This is a genomic window from Neiella litorisoli, from assembly GCF_014773395.1.
GTDB lineage: Bacteria > Pseudomonadota > Gammaproteobacteria > Enterobacterales > Neiellaceae > Neiella > Neiella litorisoli.
The window spans coordinates 16,778-31,642 of the sequence record NZ_JACXAF010000016.1 but is presented as its reverse complement, the minus strand read 5'-3'; the positions used below and the strand labels follow the sequence as shown (position 1 = coordinate 31,642).

Genomic DNA, 14,865 nt, shown 5'->3' with positions numbered 1-14,865 from the left:
TTTGACATCATCACGACCATTCCGTATAAAAATGGTTTCAACCATCTAGGATGAAGGTACTGCTGCTACTTTAGCAGGCAGTTTAGTGTGACGGCTGTGCAACGATTAACTCAGCGAACAACAAACAAGACTCGCTGGTATTACAATATGTTCCCATCGCTTGCTGCAGCATTCCTCATGCTCTGGGCTTTGTCGTTTCCGCTATTGGCACAGGAAGTCATCCATTATCAAAAGCTGTCGCTATCAGAGCAGCGAGAGCAGATTGACGTACTGAACATCACAGAAGACTCTCGGGGCAACCTTTGGCTTGGGACTTTTAACGGCTTAATTAGATATGACGGCCAGACTACACTTCAATATCAGCATGACAACCAACAAGCGAATAGCTTAACGAACAACCTCGTTCGATCAGTATATACAGACGCAGACGGGGAGCTTTGGATCGGCACCCAAAAAGGTTTAAACAGATATATTCCAGAAACTGACAAGTTTGACCATTATTTGGCCGGCATTAACTCACAGGTGGTGTGGGATATATTTGAATCACCAAATGGCCAGCTCTATGTTTCTACTGACAAAAATCTTTACTCATGGAATGAACGCTTAGACAATTTCACTGCTAAGTTACCGACCAACACTAAAGCAACTGAACTTAAATCGGTTTATTTCATAGACAACGAAACTATTTTGGCCGCTAGCTACGAAGCAGGGCTTTTTATAATCGATCTTTCAACGGGAAATGTTAAGCCACACCCTTTCAATGAGAGTTTCCTTTCAAACAGAACACAACTTTACCAGCTGACAGAATTAAACGGGGATGCGCTCTGGTTATCTACCTCTTCTGGAATATATAAAGTAAGCACTGAAACTTTAGAAATCGAGCTTAAAGCAATTTTCAGCGGCCAGTCAGTTAGACAAGTTATTCAGACAAATAACAACAAAATTTGGGTAGCTACCGAACAAGGTTTGTTCGTTTCCAGCGACGGTATTTCATTTTCGCCGGTGCAACAAATCATGCTTGGGGGCCAAGCAAACCAAGAAGAATTTATATACGAAATATTCGAAGATAGATTGGGAAACATGTGGTTTGCTGGTCGAAATTTATTCGGACTTCATCATGTCAACGCCGATTACTTTCATCAGTACCAACTAGCTAAGAATGAGACAAGCAATACTCCGGCAAACATTCAAGCAGTAGCAACATCGCAGCATAACGTTTGGATGATATCTGAGGATGCTCAGCTATTGCAATGGGACCCTTTGAGCAAAAGCGTTATACAGCAAATATCGCTGGCTGATGACGCTTCACTCAAAAGCATTTTTCGGCTTGAGTACGATACTGTCCGACAGCTTGTTTGGATAAGTGCACACAATGGCCTGTACAGTTATTCGCCCACTCAAGCAGAGTTAATTCATCACAAAGTCAGTGCATCTGGCTTACCTCTCACTAGAGGTTTTAGTTTTAAAATAGATGGGGATGGCGATATCTGGATAGCGAGCAGTCAACATGGCCTCTTGCGTTATAATCCCGAACGACAAAGCACAAATGTATATGAGGTTCCTGAACACTTAAATGCGAACTTAAACACCTTGGAGTTGCTGGATAACCAAATACTCCTAGGAACAGAAGATGGTTTATTGCGCTTCGAAACTGAGTCTGGAACGTTTTCTCCTATTGCGAAGGAACAGCTTGGCGGGCTTTGGATAACATCGATCAATAAGACACAACAAGGAATTTGGGTTGGAACTCTTCTGAGCGGAGCACTACTAACCGACCCTACATTCAGCAACATCAAAGCTTGGAACATTAAAAATGGTCTCGCTGATAATACTGTGTGCGATATCGTCGTAACCTCAGAGACAACAAGTTGGGTTGTGACTAACTACGGAATCAGTTATGTCAATGACCTCAACGGCCAAATTCACACTTACGATATAAATAGCGGACTGCATAGCAAAGAATTTAATCATGAAGCGACCGCCGTAAGCCCATCCGGCTTAATTTATGTGGGCGGCATCGATGGCATCACTACATTTGACAGCCGTCAGCTTATTGAGCCCCAATACAACGGCAAAGTTCAGCTCACTCAGCTAAAAGTGTTTAACCAAATCGTTAGCGCGAATGGCAAACACAAACGCCTCTCAGCGAACATACAAACCTTACCAGCAGTCAACCTTATCCATGGCGACTCACCATTTACTCTAGAGTTTTCGCTGCCCTACCCAGCGCATGCCAATAACTTCAAATACGCCTACCGCCTACTTGGTTTGGAAGACAATTGGCTTATTTCTGACGAGAGTAAGCCGCGGGCCACATACACCAACCTATCACCTGGTCAATTCGTGTTTGAGGTCAAAGCCCTCAGTAACGATGGTCTGTGGCAAAGTGAGCCAACCTTGCTCACCATTAACATGGCGCCGCCACTATGGCGCACGCCTCCTGCTTATCTTGGCTATACCATCATTCTAATCATCATCATGATGTTATTAGCCAAGCAGCGCCAAGCGCGCCAAGAGCAACAACAAAAAGTTATTAAGAGCGAAGAACGCCTAAAGCTGTCGCTGTGGGGCAGTGGTGATGAACTTTGGGACTGGCATATTCAAACCGGAAAAATATATCGCTCCAATATCTGGGGCTTGCTTGAATTTCCCCATGATGGTCGACGCAGTCCGCAAAAGGGCCAACAAAGCAATATTCATCCACGCGATTTAAAGCGGGTCCAACAGTCACTCAATAACCATTTTGATGGCAAAACAAGCTTCTACGAAGCCACTTACCGGGTTAGAAATAAAAGCGCTGAATGGATATGGATCCTCGACCGCGGCAAGATTGTCGAGCGAGACACTGACAATGCGCCATTGCGCATGACCGGCACCATCAAAGACATCAGCAAACTGAAACAAGCCGAAGAACGGCTCACGCTATTTGCCCGCTCCGTAGCCAACATCTCAGATGGTGTGTTCATTTTGAGCCGCCGGTTCCGAATCGTTGAAATCAATGAAGCGTTTAGCAGCATTACCGGCTTTAGTAAATCACAAGTACTGAATCGCTCGCTGCGTTTTCGCAGCTATCCCAATGCCTTTTCAGAACAAGTCAAAATGCGACTGGCGAAACAAGGCCGCTGGGTCGGAGAGCTAGAGGAGCTGCGTGCTGACGGTGAAAAGTTCTTCCTCGAGCTGACCATCGATCCGATTCACAGTGAAGAGGGGGATATTTCTCACTTCGTCGGGGTCTTCTCCGATATCACCCGCAGAAAGCAGACTGAACAAGAACTACATCGTCTGAGCGTCGAAGATACGCTCACCAAGCTGCCGAACCGCTCGTGGTTTCAGGCCGAACATCAAAAGCTGGTGGAAAAGAAAACTCGCCACGCGCTGATGGTGCTAGATCTAGACAACTTTAAGAAAATCAATGACTCGCTCGGGCACGTTGCCGGTGATGAACTGTTGCGTCAAGTTTCGATTCGACTCAACCAATGCACCCGTCAACAAGACACGCTGTTCCGCTTAGGTGGTGATGAATACGCCGTATTGATGGAAAACACCACGGACGTAAATACCATCACCCGAGCCGCCAAAAGCTTGCAAAAATCGCTTGAAGCGCCGTTTTCCATTGCCGCCAGAGAATTAGTGGTGACCTGCTCCGTCGGTATTGTTTTGTACCCCCTTGACGGTGAAACCTCTGAAGAGTTGCTAAGGAATGCTGATACCGCCATGTATCATGCCAAGAGCCAGGGCAGTAATCGATACGTCTTCTTCTCCTCGCAAATGAACCAAAGCGCCATGCACCAGCTGCATCTTGAGTCGCTACTGCGCCAAGCCATCCGCGACGATAGCTTCCAACTTCATTATCAGCCTAAATTCTCATCACAAAGCGGCGAGCTCGATGGCATGGAAGCATTGATTCGACTTCATCATCCCGAGCATGGTCCGATTTCGCCAGGTGAGTTTATTCCATTGGCGGAAGAAAATGGTTTGATTATCGAAATTGGCGATATTGTTCTAAGAAAGGCTTGTTTTGCCGCCGAAAGCTGGCGCCGTCAGGGCCTGATGCGTGGTCGCATTGCAGTCAATGTGTCTGCCCGCCAATTTAGCTCGCCGAGCCTGCCGGATCGAATCAGACGCGCGCTTGAGTTAACCGGCCTACCTGCCCACTTCTTAGAGTTAGAACTCACCGAAGGTGCATTGATTGCCGATCCCGAGGGGGCCATTGAGGTGATGAAAATCATTCAGGAAATTGGCGTCCATATTTCCCTAGATGATTTTGGTACCGGCTACTCATCGCTGGCGTACTTGCAGCGGTTCCCGATTGATACATTAAAGATTGACCAAACCTTTATTCGCGATCTCACCACGTCGCAGAGCGGCCGTAATATGGTTGCATCAATCGTTTCTTTGGCTCACAACCTCGATTTATCAGTGGTCGCTGAAGGGGTAGAAACCGAAGAAGAGCGCGACATTCTGACCGAGATGAACTGTGAGTTATTGCAGGGCTACCTGATGAGTCGGCCGCTCAACGAAACGGACTTCTCAGCCTTTCTTCATATCCAGCAACACCAACATGAGATTTCATCTCAGCAGCAACCGGCACAGCGCGACTTCCAAGCGGAATAATCTTGCCGTCAATAAATTGTCAGGCAGTTAAATTAAATCTATTTTTCACTCAAAAATGACCTAAAAAACAAACAAAAACAACAAGTTAGAAAAACTGGCACTTCTTTAGCTTTGTGTCCTGTGCTTTTAAGCATATTTCACAACATAAAATAAAAGGAAGTGCATCATGTTAACTAGTCTGTTTCTTGCAATGTCAATGACCTCAGCCGCGCCTATTGCTACTGACGCAACAGATAATGAACGAGTAATAATTCGATATGCTCAGCAAGACGAGCAACGTGTAATTATTCGTTATGCTCAGCAAGAAGAGCAGCGCGTTATCATTCGTTACGCTCAAAAAGATGAACAGCGTGTCATCATTCGCTACTAATCGGGAGTGGTCATGATGATTAACCAATTGATAAGCTGGATCACTGGCAAACCTAAGGTCATTAAAGTGCAATTGCCTGAAGGGTTTGATCAGTTGGAAGTTATTCAGGCCAGTCGCTGGTGGGCATAATGTCGCAACCAGCACGCAATTAAAAAGGCAGGTTTCTCAACCTGCCTTTTCTTTGTTTCAGCGACGATAAATCTGCTATCAGAAGCGAACCACGGTATTACCAATGCCAACGGCGCGCTGCCAGTTCATTCGTCGGTGAGTCTGGATCATCACCATGGCAACTGGCCCCAGCAGTAATCCCGCCAACGCCCACCGTTTTGCGCTCAAGGCACTTGAAGCGGCAACCACGTAGGCAACTGAAGCCAGTACCGTATGCAATAGAACGAGCAAAAACAACAACTGCTTATCTCCTGTAACATCGCGTCCTGTCATATCGAGTCGCGCATTATATGCGGCAGACTGGTTAAATTCCAACCGCATTAGTCGAGTTAATAAAAGCTTTCGCCAGCCTCAGCCATTTCTAGCAATTTGTCACAAGGCTCGAACCGACTACCATGGGCTGCCGCCAACGACTGCAACCGACTAACAACCTGTGCCACACCAAGCGAATCCAAGTAGCGGAATGGTCCCCCCAGAAACGGCGGGAAGCCAATGCCAAAGATGGCTCCGATATCACCGTCGCGAGCATTCTGGATAATTCCTTCTTCCAAGCACCGCACCGCCTCATTGAGCATTTGTAAAACGCAGCGCTCAATCACATCATCCTGACGTAACGATTGCTTGGCCGTTACCCCAAGTAGCCCGTAAACGCCGTCATCAACTTTCTTGGCGCCTTTGCCACCCTTGTATTGATAGAACCCACGCTTGTTTTTCTTACCCTTGCGATCATCTGCCAATAATTTGTCAAAGGCTGATGGTGCAGTGAATCGCTCTCCCAAATGCTGCTGTAAGATCGGTGCGATTTTTGAGCCGACATCAATACCGACTTCATCCAGCAATTGCATCGGGCCAACCGGAAAACCAAACTGGACCAAGCTGCGATCGATGTGATCGATTGGCTCACCAGCCAACAATAGCTGTGCCGCTTCATTGACATATAACGCTAAGATTCGATTGACGTAGAACCCCGCTCCGTCTTTTACAACAATCGGGGTTTTGCCTTGTTTGCGGGCAAAAGCGACCGTGGTGGCAATGGTTTGATCAGAGGTCTTCTCATGAGCAATCACTTCCACTAGTGGCATTTTGTCAACCGGCGAAAAATAATGCAGGCCGATGACATTCTCCGGCCGCTTGGCATGAGCGGCAATATCTGCAATGGGCAACGATGATGTATTACTGGCGAAGATGGTATGGGCGGAGCAATTTGCTTCAATATCGGCGACCATTTGATGCTTGAGCGATAAATCTTCAAACACGGCTTCAACAACAATGTCAGCATCTTTCACGCCAGAATAGCTGACAGTACCGCTCAACTTCGCCATTTTCGCAATGCTCTGAGACTTGCTCAGGAAACGACGCTTAACCTGCTGCTGCAGACGATCATAGCTATATTGCAATGCATGACTAATGCCTTGCTCAGAAATATCTTTGATGCGAGTTGGGATACCCGCTTTGATGGCCGTGACATTGGCAATACCGCCGCCCATCAAACCACCACCCAACACAACCGCCTTGTTTACAGCGGCAGGTTTAGCATCACCCCCACCAAAATCTTTTTTCATTTCAGTCGTAGCGAAAAACAACTGGCGCAAAGATTCCGATTCCGGCGTCATCACCAATTTGCCAAACTCTTTCGCTTCTTTTGCCAGACCGGCCTTCATACCACGTTCAATACCATGGCGCACGACGGCTAGAATTGCCTCTGGCGCAGGGTAATTGCCTTTGGTCTTTGCTAACAACTGCTTGTTGGCTTGAGAAAACAATAGCTGACGGCCTAAGCCATTGGTTTCAAGTACCTTCGCCATTAGATCGCGCTGAACCTGGCGCTTACCCGGCTTGCCGGTTTTAGCAAGCGCAATGGCGGTATCCAATAAAATTGATTCAGGTACCATGTCATCAGCTAGTTTCGCCTTCAGCGCTTGCTTCGCTCTTAACTGTTTACCGGTGAGCATCATATCGAGAGACTTGGCAATACCAACCAAGCGCGGCAGGCGCTGCGTGCCACCGCCTCCGGGCAGCAAGCCAAGCTGAACTTCAGGTAAGCCCAAACGGGTTTTCTCGTGATCCGTTATGACTCGCCAGTGACAAGCCATCGCTAACTCCAAGCCCCCGCCCAAGCAAGTGCCATGAATGGCAGCGACAACCGGTACCGGAAATTGCTCAAGCTCGGCAAACACTTGGTGCCCAGCCAGTGCCAGCGATTCAGCTTCAGCCGCGGTCGAGCAGGCATCGAGCATCGCGATATCTGCACCGGCCACAAAGCTATTGGTTTTGCCGCTAATGAGCACCACGCCACGAACACTCTGATCGGCCATTTGGCTGCGAACCTGTTGCAGCACCGCTCGGATTTGTTCTGCAAATTCTGCCTTGAGCGTGTTTACCGATTCCCCAGGGACATCCATGGTGATCACTGCAACTTCTTGCTCAAACGCTAACTGAAAGGCCTGTTGTGCCATTGCTGTTTGCTCGCTCATTATTCTGCCTCCAAAACCATTGCTGCACCCAAACCACCGGCTGCGCAAGCGGTGGTCAACGCCAAACCACCTCCCCGACGTTTCAATTCGTGGAGCGTTTGAGTGATCATGCGAGCGCCCGTTGCAGCAAACGGGTGACCATAGGCAATGGAGCCGCCATTGACATTGAACTTGTCCATATCAATGTCACCAATCGCGTTGTCACGGCCCAGTTTTTGTTGAGCGAATTGCTTTGAGCCAAACATTTTGACGTTGGCCAAGGTCTGCGCGGCAAACGCTTCATGCATATCAATAAGGGTTAAATCAGCTAGGGAAACGCCAGCACGATCGAGCGCAATCGGAGTGGCGTAACTTGGTCCCATCAGCATGTCTTGCCAGACATCAATGGCACTGAAACCATAAGAACGAATGTAACCGAGTGGCTCATAGCCAAGCGCCTTGGCTTTTGACTCCGACATCAATACCACAGCGGCAGCACCGTCGGTGAGCGGCGTACTATTCGCCGCAGTGACACTACCGTGGCGACGGTCAAATGCTGGACGAAGTTTGGCGTAAGATTCGAGATTGGATTCCGCTCGGAATACGTTATCTTGCTCAATAAAGCGCTTGTTTTGCGGGGTATGAACCGTCATCACCTGCTCTGTCATTACCCCTTCTTGCCACGCTTTCGCTGCTAAAGTGTGGGATCGGTGGGCAAGCGCATCTTGATCGGCACGGCTAATTTGATGACTCTTGGCCATTTGCTCGGCCGTATCGCCCATGCTTAACCCAGTTGAATATTCGGCCACAGCTGGCGGAACTGGCAGTAAATGCTTCAACCGTAGTTTTTTCAGAATGCGCCAGCGCTGCTGAAAGGTGCGCGCTTTGTTCAATTCAACCAAGGCGGTTGCCAGCGTTTTCGATACACCGATGGGCAACACTGATGATGAATCAGCCCCTCCGGCAACGCCAACCGAGGTATGGCCAGCAATGATGCTCTCTGCAACATTGGCTACGGCTTGGAAACTGGTGGCACAGGCGCGCGAGACGCTGTAGGCATCAGTGCTGACATCCATCCCTGTGGCCAACACAATTTCGCGCGCAATGTTTGGCGCTTCTGGCATTTGCACGACTTGCCCAAAGACTAACAGCTCAATTTCTTTGGGGCTCAACTCCAGCCGAGTCACTAATTCTTGAACCACGGTTTGGCCGAGTTCAACCGCCGGTATTTTATGGAAAGCGGTTGCTTGTTTGGCAAACGGCGTCCTAAGCCCCGCGACAACGGCAATTCGATCGCCGCTGCGGGTCGTCAGCACAGAGTTGGACATGTAATGCTCCTGTGTCGTTATTATTAATGTTCCCTTGCTTACGCAAGAGGTCAGACCTGTTAAAAATGGAGTGTATCAGGTTCTTTTTGATTTTAAACACTTGTTTTGATTTTGCTGAGAAAACGGTGATCCTGACCGAAAAACGAGCTCTTCGCTGAAGTATTAACTGTCAGTCTGTGCGCCTCCCGAGAACGAGTTCCATCATTCGCTGACGCTCAAGTCCATCCTTGGAGCGCTCTGCAGCCAGCCTCCTTGCAGGCTGAAGCACCTCATACTGGATCTTGCTCACTGGCTAAACGTTTCGCGTGTTTTTGATGCTAGACAAACTGTACGTTTGGACAATTCACAAGCTGTTTCACTTTCACTCGGGTCAAACACTGGACGAATAGTTTCAGACACGGTAAAAATACCGCCCAAAGTCATCACCCTGAATCACGATCTCGAATCCATGAAACAAGCATTTGACTCACTTGCGCGCTACATGAGCACGCAGATCATCGGACAGCCAGAGTTAGTAGAGAACATGTTGGTCGCCCTCTTGGCGGAAGGACATATTCTGGTTGAGGGGCCGCCGGGTCTGGCCAAGACTCGGGCAGTCAAGGCCTTGTCAGATGGCATTGAGGGCGACTTCCAACGCATTCAATTCACCCCCGATCTGCTGCCAGCTGATTTAACTGGTTCTGACATTTACCGGCCAGAAGATGGTAGTTTCCAATTTCAGCCTGGGCCGCTGTTTCATCCGCTCATTTTGGCCGATGAGATTAACCGAGCGCCGGCAAAAGTGCAGTCGGCACTGCTAGAAGCCATGGCCGAGCAACAAATCACCGTCGGCGGCAAAACATACCCATTGCCTGACTTATTTATGGTGATGGCCACGCAGAACCCAATTGAGCAAGAAGGCACCTACCCGCTGCCGGAAGCCCAACTTGACCGATTTCTAATGCACCTCAGCCTGGATTATCCAGATGCCGATGTTGAACAGCAAATCTTGCGTTTGAATCGTCGCGAGGCGCAGGCGCAGCAAGGCGAAACAGTCACGCCGATGTCGACTCAAGTGCTATTTGCTGCCCGCCAAGAAACGCTGGCGTTGCACATGGCTGAATCTGTCGAACGTTACTTGGTGGAGCTGATCATCGCCACTCGGCAGCCGCAACGATATAGCAACGAGTTGGCGCAATGGCTTTCTTACGGCGTATCGCCGCGTGCATCAATCGCCTTAGAGCGTTGCGCACGCGCCCATGCGTGGTTGCAAGGCAACGATTTTGTCTCGCCAGATAATGTCCAAGCGGTATTTCCAAACGTCATGCGTCACCGCTTGTTGCTGAGTTATCAAGCCGAAGCGAGTGGCGTCAGTGCCGACGCTATTGTCGAAAAACTATTGCAACTGGTGCCTGCTCCGTAATGAACTGGTGGCGCAAGTCAGAACCGGAACAACAGCAGCCCGCCATTGGTGATGGCATTCACGTCACCATGGACGATTTACTGGGCTGCCAAAGCCTTAGCCGCTTGTTGGCGCTTCGCCCTGATCCAAGAAATGTTGGCCGCCGCCATGGTCAATATTTGTCGCGCATGAAAGGTCGCGGCATGGAATTCAGCGAAGTGCGCGCCTATCAACAAGGCGATGATATTCGTGCCATTGACTGGCGGATCACGGCGCGGACGGGCAAAACGCATACTCGGCTGTACGACGAAGAGCGCGAGCGACCAATTTTTGTGCTGTTGGATTTATCCGCCAGCATGCACTTCGGCTCCACCTTGTATTTGAAATCCACTCAGGCCTGTTATCTAGCTGCGGCGCTGGCGTGGTCGGCATTTAACGGCGGCGATCGCATTGGTTTAGTTGCCATGACGCCCGCAGGATTGACTGAAGTCCCTGCCCGACCAAGACGCCAAGGCTTAACCGCGGTTCTTGAGCGAATTTGCGAATGCCAACAACAGCATTTAGCTCAGCCCCAACTCTCTGAGCAGCCGACCTTGGCGCAAGCGGCAGAGCACTTGCGGCGTCATGCTCACACCGGTGCATTAATTGCGGTGATCAGCGACTTTCAACAATTGAACGACGACTCCCGCCAAGCGTTATCACTGCTGAAAAGACACAATCAGGTGATGACATTTCAAATCGTCGATCCGCTGGAGCAGAATCTGGCTGATGTCTGCCAGCACGATCTGTGTATCACCGACGGCCATCAAACCGGCAACCTAACCTTGTCCAGCAGTCTCACCCAGCGCGCCTACCGCCAATACATTCAGCAGGGCCTGGCCCATCGCCAAAGCGTATTGGCCCAGCTGACTCGCCACCAGTATTTGATCAGTGCCGCCAGCAGCCTCGAGCAGCAACTGCAGCATCACGGCCAAGACCTTGATGAAGGAGCAAGCACATGATCCCGCTCAGCGTGTTTGTTACGACTCAAGCGGCCCCGGCGATGCAATTGCCGCTCAAAGACATCGTCCTTGCCGCTCCAGTATCATGGTGGCCGCTGGCGCCCGGTTGGTGGCTACTGATCGCGCTGTTGCTGTTACTGCTCGCTTGGTTTGGTCGTCAATTATGGTTACGCCAACGAGCCAAGCGGTTTGCCAAGCTAGCCTTAGAGCGAGTCAAACAATGGCAACAATCGGCACAAGATATATCGGTGAGTCAGGTTAACGAGCTACTTAAGGTCGTCGCTTGTCATTATGGCGAATCCGAGCAATTGGCTAAGCTCAGCGGCAGTCGTTGGTATCAATGGTTGCAGGCATCGAGCACCGATAAACAGCGCCCTCAGATCGAACAAATGTGTCAGTTGTTGCAACAGCACCTTTATAGCGGCACACCACTGTCTGCAGTGCAGCAAGAGCAGCTGCTCAATAGCTGCCAACTATGGCTAGCAAACAGCTGGAAAACGGCCGCTCATACGCCAATAGCCGGCCAACAACTCGCGCAGTCAGGAGGTGCAGCATGATCACCTTCATCTGGCCTTGGTTATTAGTGCTGTTGCCCCTTCCTTGGTTATATCGCCGCTTTCGTGCGGAGCAGCCGCGGCAAACCATGAAACTGCTGATGCCAAGTGCGATGCCAATGGTGGCCAGCGGCGCCACGCAGCGGCACCCTCAATTACCCCACATTGTGCTGGCCCTTATCTGGCTATTGCTTGTGGCAGCCCTTGCTCGGCCACAATGGCAGGGTGAGCCCATTGGTCGACCGTTAGAAGGCCGCGATCTAATGGTGGCTGTCGACCTTTCCGGTTCAATGGCCCAACAAGACATGCAACTGAACGGTCAAATGGTCGATCGCTTAACTATTGTCAAACATGTGCTAAAAGACTTCATCGAGCGCCGTCAGGGCGATCGGATTGGCTTAGTGTTGTTTGCCGATACCGCCTATCTGCAAGCGCCATTGACCTTCGACCGCTTTACCGTAGCCACCTTCCTTGATGAGGCGGTACTTGGCTTAGTTGGCCGCCAAACAGCCATTGGCGACGCTATCGGTGTGTCCATCAAGCAAATTCTCAATCAGCAGTCAGAGCACAGAGTACTGGTGCTATTGACCGATGGCGATAACACCTCTGGCTCTTTGGCGCCGGAAGAAGCAGTTAAACTGGCTCAAAAGCATAATGTGACTATTTATACCGTCGGTGTTGGCGCCGAGGTCATGACGCGGCGTTCACTGCTCGGTACTCGCAATATCAATCCGTCGGCAGATTTAAACGAAGAGGCGCTGCAATCGATTGCCCAAGCCACCGGCGGCCAGTATTTCCGCGCTACGGACGGTCAGAGCCTTGAGCAAATCTATCAAACGATTGATGCACTGGAGCCAACCGCCAGTGATGAAACCTTTTATCGGCCAGTGATCGATGTATTTTTCTACCCGTTAGCGGCAGCCATGGCTCTGGCGCTATTACTGATGGCTTGGCAACAAGTCGCCAATAGCCGATGGGGCAATAAAGCAACGGATTTGGCCAGTCGGAGGGGGCGCTGATGGACTTCGCTTGGATCCGCCCAGAGTGGCTCTGGTGCCTACTACCTTGGTTACTGCTATCGCTGCTGTCATTGCCCCGACGCCAGCAAGGCGGCAAGGTCCAACAGTTGGTCGCCAGTCACTTACGCCAGCATATGCTTGAGCAGCCCAAAGCCAGCAAGGGACCAACGCCTATCGTACTGACAGCGCTGTTGGTTGCGATTATCGCTGGCGCCGGACCAAGCTTCAGTCGCCAAAGCACACCTCTGGTCAGCTCGGAACAAGCCCGTGTACTGGTGTTAGACATGTCGCTGTCGGTGTGGGCAACAGATGTTAAGCCCAACCGCTTAGCTCGGTTGCGCTACAAAGCCATTGATTTTGTCAATGCCAGCCACAGTCGCGGCGGCGGAGAAACGGGCCTGATCGCCTACGCTGGCGATGCCTTTGTGATTAGCCCGATGACTGGCGATGCTCGAACCCTCACGACCCTGATCAACTCGCTCAGTCCGGATATCATGCCGTCTTATGGATCGCGCCCAGACCGTGCAATTGAACAAGCGGTGGCCTTGTTGAATCAAGCGGGCCACAGCAGTGGTAACATTATTCTGTTTACCGATGGCATCAACGAACAGCGTGTAGAGGCAATTCGCGATAGTCTTCAGGGGACTGATTTGCGGCTCAATATTTTGCAAATAGGCACCGCAGCGGGCGCCCCGATTCAATTGCCCAATGGCGAGCTGTTAAAAAACAGTCGTGGTGAAATTTCAGTGCCAACCGCCGATCCAGCCATCAGCAAATCGCTGGCTTCGGAGTTTGGCGGTGTCGCCATTGCTCTAACCGATTCGAATCGCGACATTGATTATTTGGTCAACACCACCAAAGCAGCCGCCAAATCATCAACCAATGAGCAACAGCAACTTACCGCAGAATTGCGCGCCGATGCCGGGCCATATCTAGCATTACTGTTGGCGCCATTAATGATCTTATTATTTCGCCGAGGTGCCATCGCAATATTAGCGCTATGTATTGTGTTGCCGTCTCATCAAAGTGTCGCGGTAACTTGGCAAGATATGTGGCAAACCAAGGCTCAACAGGGCCAGCAAGCTTTTGAGCAGGGCCAACATCAACAAGCAGCCGAGCTGTTTAACGACCCCATGCGCAAAGGCATGGCTCACTATCGAGCCGGTGACTATCAACAAGCCGCGGAGCAGTTTCAGCAAGTGGAATCAGCCGATGGTCGCTACAATCTGGGCAATGCGCTGGCCCAGCTTGGCCAATACGATGAGGCAATTGCTGCATATCAACAGGCACTTGATCGACGCCCCGATTTCAGTGACGCCAAAGCCAACAAAGAACTGCTAGAGCAATTGCAAGATCAGCAACAACAGCAAGATCAACAAAACCAGCAGTCCGATCAGTCTGATGATTCGCAGCAGGACTCGGATTCATCAAATGAGCAGAATCAGGATCAGTCACAACAGCAATCTCAAGAGCAGTCATCAGGGCAAAATGATCAGCAGTCCGACTCGCAATCTGATGACTCTTCACAGCAAAGCGATGACCAGCAAGAGTCTGCTAATGACCAGCCAGATGCCAATGACAGCAAGGATCAACAGTCAAATGATTCGGCTAATCGTGATGCTGAACAACAGCAGCAAGATGAGCAAGCCGATAGCGAATTGCAACCAGATCTTGCGCAACAGTCCGAATCCGAGTCACAGCAGCAACAGCCGGACAACGCAGAGTCACCGCCACAGTCGAATCAAGGCCAACCTGATCAGCAGGAGCAAACGCCGGAGCTTGACCAGCCACAAGCAGGGCAAGCGGTTGCGGGCTCCGAAGATGAACCAACGGATGAGCAACAACCGGTTCGAGAAGTTCAATTAGAGCGCCTGCCGGATGATCCTTCCGTCCTGCTGCGCAACAAAATGCAGCTGGAATATCAAAAACGTCAGGCCGACGGCACTTTAATCGCAGAAGACGAAGTTTGGTAACCCA

At 50.3% G+C, this 14,865-nt stretch carries 10 protein-coding genes and 1 pseudogene; 8 read left to right on the top strand and 3 right to left on the bottom strand.

From position 1 onward, the window contains the following. Positions 1 to 147: 147 nt before the first annotated feature. The 3 genes and pseudogenes from IC617_RS19090 to IC617_RS12525 all read left to right on the top strand — a co-directional run. Positions 148 to 447, top strand: a pseudogene (locus IC617_RS19090) (two-component regulator propeller domain-containing protein); the annotation flags it as partial. A 1,428-nt stretch (positions 448 to 1,875) separates the two neighbouring features. Continuing rightward, positions 1,876 to 4,614 carry an EAL domain-containing protein gene (locus IC617_RS12530; protein ID WP_369410402.1) on the top strand — a complete coding sequence of 913 codons (2,739 nt, stop codon included), beginning with the start codon at positions 1,876 to 1,878 and terminating at the stop codon, positions 4,612 to 4,614. A 166-nt stretch (positions 4,615 to 4,780) separates the two neighbouring features. Further along, positions 4,781 to 4,984, top strand: a complete 204-nt coding sequence (locus IC617_RS12525) for a hypothetical protein (RefSeq protein ID WP_191145331.1) — start codon at positions 4,781 to 4,783, stop codon at positions 4,982 to 4,984. Positions 4,985 to 5,191: 207 nt separating this feature from the next. Here the strand turns inward: IC617_RS12525 and IC617_RS12520 are convergent, their stop codons facing one another. From IC617_RS12520 to fadI, 3 genes are read right to left on the bottom strand one after another with little or no spacing between them, the layout of a single operon-like run. After that, complete coding sequence (locus IC617_RS12520) at positions 5,192 to 5,425, bottom strand: hypothetical protein (RefSeq protein ID WP_191145330.1); 234 nt, start codon at positions 5,423 to 5,425, stop codon at positions 5,192 to 5,194. Positions 5,426 to 5,481: 56 nt separating this feature from the next. Then, positions 5,482 to 7,626, bottom strand: coding sequence for a fatty acid oxidation complex subunit alpha FadJ (fadJ, locus tag IC617_RS12515; RefSeq protein ID WP_191145329.1), 2,145 nt, complete (start codon positions 7,624 to 7,626; stop codon positions 5,482 to 5,484). Further along, entirely contained in the window at positions 7,626 to 8,933 is a 1,308-nt protein-coding gene (gene fadI / locus IC617_RS12510) for an acetyl-CoA C-acyltransferase FadI (protein WP_191145328.1), read from the bottom strand. Before fadI ends, fadJ begins: the two co-directional genes overlap by 1 nt. Positions 8,934 to 9,381: 448 nt before the next feature. Between fadI and IC617_RS12505 the strand changes: the two genes are divergently transcribed. From IC617_RS12505 to IC617_RS12485, 5 genes are read left to right on the top strand one after another with little or no spacing between them, the layout of a single operon-like run. After that, positions 9,382 to 10,335, top strand: coding sequence for an AAA family ATPase (locus IC617_RS12505; protein WP_191145327.1), 954 nt, complete (start codon positions 9,382 to 9,384; stop codon positions 10,333 to 10,335). Next, complete coding sequence (locus IC617_RS12500) at positions 10,335 to 11,315, top strand: DUF58 domain-containing protein (protein WP_191145326.1); 981 nt, start codon at positions 10,335 to 10,337, stop codon at positions 11,313 to 11,315. The genes IC617_RS12505 and IC617_RS12500 overlap by 1 nt, the downstream gene beginning before the upstream one ends. After that, on the top strand, positions 11,312 to 11,872 hold the full coding sequence (locus tag IC617_RS12495; protein ID WP_191145325.1) for a DUF4381 domain-containing protein: 561 nt from the start codon (positions 11,312 to 11,314) through the stop codon (positions 11,870 to 11,872). The genes IC617_RS12500 and IC617_RS12495 overlap by 4 nt, the downstream gene beginning before the upstream one ends. Next, the gene (locus IC617_RS12490) at positions 11,869 to 12,888 is read left to right on the top strand and encodes a vWA domain-containing protein (RefSeq protein ID WP_191145324.1); all 1,020 of its coding nucleotides are present in this window, start codon (positions 11,869 to 11,871) and stop codon (positions 12,886 to 12,888) included. Before IC617_RS12495 ends, IC617_RS12490 begins: the two co-directional genes overlap by 4 nt. After that, positions 12,888 to 14,861 (top strand): vWA domain-containing protein, encoded by a 1,974-nt coding sequence (locus IC617_RS12485; RefSeq protein ID WP_191145323.1) that lies wholly within the window; start codon positions 12,888 to 12,890, stop codon positions 14,859 to 14,861. Before IC617_RS12490 ends, IC617_RS12485 begins: the two co-directional genes overlap by 1 nt. Positions 14,862 to 14,865 lie beyond the last annotated feature (4 nt).

Bases quoted from the DNA above. Each gene is read 5' to 3' on its own strand.
- IC617_RS12525 (WP_191145331.1), top strand. From the start codon at position 4,781: ATGTTAACTAGTCTGTTTCTTGCAATGTCAATGACCTCAGCCGCGCCT.
- IC617_RS12520 (WP_191145330.1), bottom strand. From the start codon at position 5,425: ATGACAGGACGCGATGTTACAGGAGATAAGCAGTTGTTGTTTTTGCTC.
- fadJ (WP_191145329.1), bottom strand. From the start codon at position 7,626: ATGAGCGAGCAAACAGCAATGGCACAACAGGCCTTTCAGTTAGCGTTT.
- fadI (WP_191145328.1), bottom strand. From the start codon at position 8,933: ATGTCCAACTCTGTGCTGACGACCCGCAGCGGCGATCGAATTGCCGTT.
- IC617_RS12505 (WP_191145327.1), top strand. From the start codon at position 9,382: ATGAAACAAGCATTTGACTCACTTGCGCGCTACATGAGCACGCAGATC.
- IC617_RS12500 (WP_191145326.1), top strand. From the start codon at position 10,335: ATGAACTGGTGGCGCAAGTCAGAACCGGAACAACAGCAGCCCGCCATT.
- IC617_RS12495 (WP_191145325.1), top strand. From the start codon at position 11,312: ATGATCCCGCTCAGCGTGTTTGTTACGACTCAAGCGGCCCCGGCGATG.
- IC617_RS12490 (WP_191145324.1), top strand. From the start codon at position 11,869: ATGATCACCTTCATCTGGCCTTGGTTATTAGTGCTGTTGCCCCTTCCT.
- IC617_RS12485 (WP_191145323.1), top strand. From the start codon at position 12,888: ATGGACTTCGCTTGGATCCGCCCAGAGTGGCTCTGGTGCCTACTACCT.